Raw genomic sequence first — 3,308 nt, 5'->3', positions numbered from 1 at the left:
TGGTTGCGGGGGCTGGATTTGAACCAGCGACCTTCAGGTTATGAGCCTGACGAGCTACCGGGCTGCTCCACCCCGCGACAGGTAGCCTTGGCTGCACGGTGTTGGTGCGGCGAGGCTTAGACCTCTGGTTAGGAGGTTTTTGAGCATTGTGATGGGTTCTTGAGACACGCGGGCATCAATGCCTGGCGGCGACCTACTCTTCCATCGCTTAAGCGATAGTACCATTGGCGCAGTCGGGTTTCACGGCCGAGTTCGGGATGGGATCGGGTGGGACACCGACGCTATGGCCACCAGGCAATGGTGCCTGCGTGTCGTGTCCGGGCCTTATCGACGATGAGCGAGGTGCGTATCGTCGGCGAGGTCCGGCTGGTTCAAAATCGATGCGTGCACTGGCGTGAGGTTACCTGTTGCCCAACGTTGATGTTGGGGGTGTGTGCTCTCAAGCGCGAATAGGACGATTAGTATCGGTTAGCTTCACGCGTTACCGCGCTTCCACATCCGATCTATCAAGGTCGTGGTCTCCGACCGTCCTGAGAAATCTTATCTCGAGGGAGGCTTCCCGCTTAGATGCTTTCAGCGGTTATCCCGTCCGTACATAGCTACCCTGCTGCGCCGTTGGCACGACGACAGGTACACCAGAGGTACGTTCAACCCGGTCCTCTCGTACTAGGGTCAACTCCTCTCAAATTTCGACGCCCACGGCAGATAGGGACCAAACTGTCTCGCGACGTTCTGAACCCAGCTCACGTACCACTTTAATTGGCGAACAGCCAAACCCTTGGGACCTGCTCCAGCCCCAGGATGTGATGAGCCGACATCGAGGTGCCAAACAACCCCGTCGATATGAGCTCTTGGGGGTTATCAGCCTGTTATCCCCGGCGTACCTTTTATCCGTTGAGCGATGGCCCTTCCACGAGGGACCACCGGATCACTATGACCGACTTTCGTCTCTGCTCGACTTGTCAGTCTCGCAGTCAGGCTGGCTTATGCCATTGCACTCTAACAGCCGGTTTCCAACCGGCCTGAGCCAACCTTCGCGCGCCTCCGTTACTCTTTAGGAGGCGACCGCCCCAGTCAAACTACCCGCCACAGAGGGTCCCTGAACCAGTTTCATGGTTCGAGGTTAGACAATAGACAACAACAGGGTGGTATTTCACCTATGGCTCCACACCGGCTGGCGCCAATGCTTCAAAGCCTCCCACCTATGCTACACAGTTCTTGTCCACTGCCACTCTGAAGCTGCAGTAAAGGTGCACGGGGTCTTTCCGTCTAACCGCGGGTACTCCGCATCTTCACGGAGAATTCAATTTCGCTGAGCATGTCCTGGAGACAGTGGGGAAGTCGTTACGCCATTCGTGCAGGTCGGAACTTACCCGACAAGGAATTTCGCTACCTTAGGACCGTTATAGTTACGGCCGCCGTTTACCTGGGCTTCATTTCAGAGCTTGCACCCCTCCACTTAACCTTCAGGCACCGGGCAGGCGTCAGGCCCTATACGTCGTCTTGAAGCCGACTTAGCAGAGCCCTGTGTTTTTGCTAAACAGTCGCTACCCCCTGGCCTGTGCCCCCGATGAGAGCTTGCGCTTACATCGGGCCTCCTTCTTCCGAAGGTACGGAGGCAATTTGCCGAGTTCCTTCAGGACACTTCTCTCAAGCGCCTTGGTATACTCTACCTGACCACCTGTGTCGGTTTCGGGTACGGTCTATACGGTGGGGCTATTTCCCGGGACAGTTTCGAAGCCCAGCCAATCCGTTAAGGCTGAACAACTCACACCATCCGTCACACACCACCAGGCCCACGAATATTAACGTGGTTCCCATCGACTACCCCCTTCGGGCTCGTCTTAGGGGCCGGCTCACCCTGCGCGGATTAGCCTTGCGCAGGAACCCTTGGTCTTTCGGCGAGAGGGCATCTCACCCTCTTTATCGCTACTCATGTCTGCATTCGCACTTCCGATACCTCCACGACCCATTACCAGATCGCTTCGCAGGCTTACGGAACGCTCCGCTACCGCGTGGATAAATCCACACCCAAAGCTTCGGTGCACGTCTTGAGCCCCGTTACATCTTCGCCGCAGGAACCCTTGTTTAGACCAGTGAGCTGTTACGCTTTCTTTAAAGGATGGCTGCTTCTAAGCCAACCTCCTGGTTGTTTTGGGATTCCCACATGCTTTCCCACTTAGACGTGACTTGGGGACCTTAGCTGTTGGTCAGGGCTGTTTCCCTTTTGACGACGGACCTTAGCACCCGCCGTCTGTCTCCCGGATATCACTCGTTGGTATTCGGAGTTTGGTTAGGTTTGGTAGATCTCGCGACCCCCGCACCCATCCAGTGCTCTACCCCCAACGGTGTCCATCCGAGGCACTACCTCAATAGTTTTCGCGGAGAACCAGCTATTTCCCGGCTTGATTGGCCTTTCACCCCTAAACACAACTCATCCGGTAACTTTTCAACGTTAATCGGTTCGGACCTCCAGTGTGTGTTACCACACCTTCATCCTGGTCATGCCTAGATCGCCGGGTTTCGGGTCTAATACATCGAACTGAAATCGCCCTATTCAGACTCGCTTTCGCTGCGCCTACACCTAACGGCTTAAGCTTGCTCGATACATTAAGTCACAGACCCATTATGCAAGAGGTACGCAGTCAGGGCACAAGACCCCTCCTACTGCTTGTAGGCAATCCGTTTCAGGTACTGTTTCACTCCCCTCATCGGGGTGCTTTTCACCTTTCCCTCACGGTACTAGTTCACTATCGGTCGCATACGAGTATTTAGGCTTGGAGGGTGGGCCCCCCATGTTCAGACAGAATTACACGTGTTCCGCCCTACTCGAGTCCCATTGTCTCACTTTCACATACGGGGCTGTCACCCGCTATGGCCCAACTTTCCAGATGGTTCTGCTAGTTTAACAACAGGCACTGGCCTGGTCCGCGTTCGCTCGCCACTACTAACGGAATCTCGGTTGATGTCTTTTCCTCCAGCTACTGAGATGTTTCAGTTCGCCGGGTTCGCTTCATGAAACCTATGTATTCAGTCCCATGATACTCAAAACCCCAATTACCCTAGCTGAGCCGCTCGGCGGCACGCTTCACGCGTGTCGTCGCTCGGCTCGTCTCGGATAATCAGGATGAGTGGGTTTCCCCATTCGGAAATCTGCGGGTCAAAGGTTGCTCACACCTCACCGCAGCTTATCGCAGCGTGCCACGTCCTTCATCGCCTGTATGCGCCAAGGCATCCACGAATTGCCCTTACCTCACGCTTGAGAGCCCACACCACCAACAGCAACGCTGGATCGGTCAAAAGACCGA

General features: G+C 55.3%; 1 tRNA gene and 2 rRNA genes. All 3 read right to left on the bottom strand.

The window, feature by feature from the left end:
- The 3 genes from KZ810_RS17090 to KZ810_RS17080 all read right to left on the bottom strand — a co-directional run bounded on the left by KZ810_RS17090 (position 1) and on the right by KZ810_RS17080 (position 3,262).
- Positions 1-77: transfer RNA gene (locus tag KZ810_RS17090), tRNA-Met, on the bottom strand.
- A 103-nt stretch (positions 78-180) separates the two neighbouring features.
- Positions 181-295, bottom strand: a 5S ribosomal RNA gene (gene rrf / locus KZ810_RS17085).
- A 143-nt stretch (positions 296-438) separates the two neighbouring features.
- Positions 439-3,262, bottom strand: a 23S ribosomal RNA gene (locus KZ810_RS17080).
- Positions 3,263-3,308: the final 46 nt, after the last annotated feature.

Source organism: Sphingomonas citricola (genome assembly GCF_019429535.1).
In the GTDB taxonomy this organism is placed as follows: Bacteria; Pseudomonadota; Alphaproteobacteria; order Sphingomonadales; family Sphingomonadaceae; genus Sphingomonas; species Sphingomonas citricola.
Note: the sequence above shows the minus strand (reverse complement) of the source record. Positions and strands in the feature narration are given on the sequence as shown.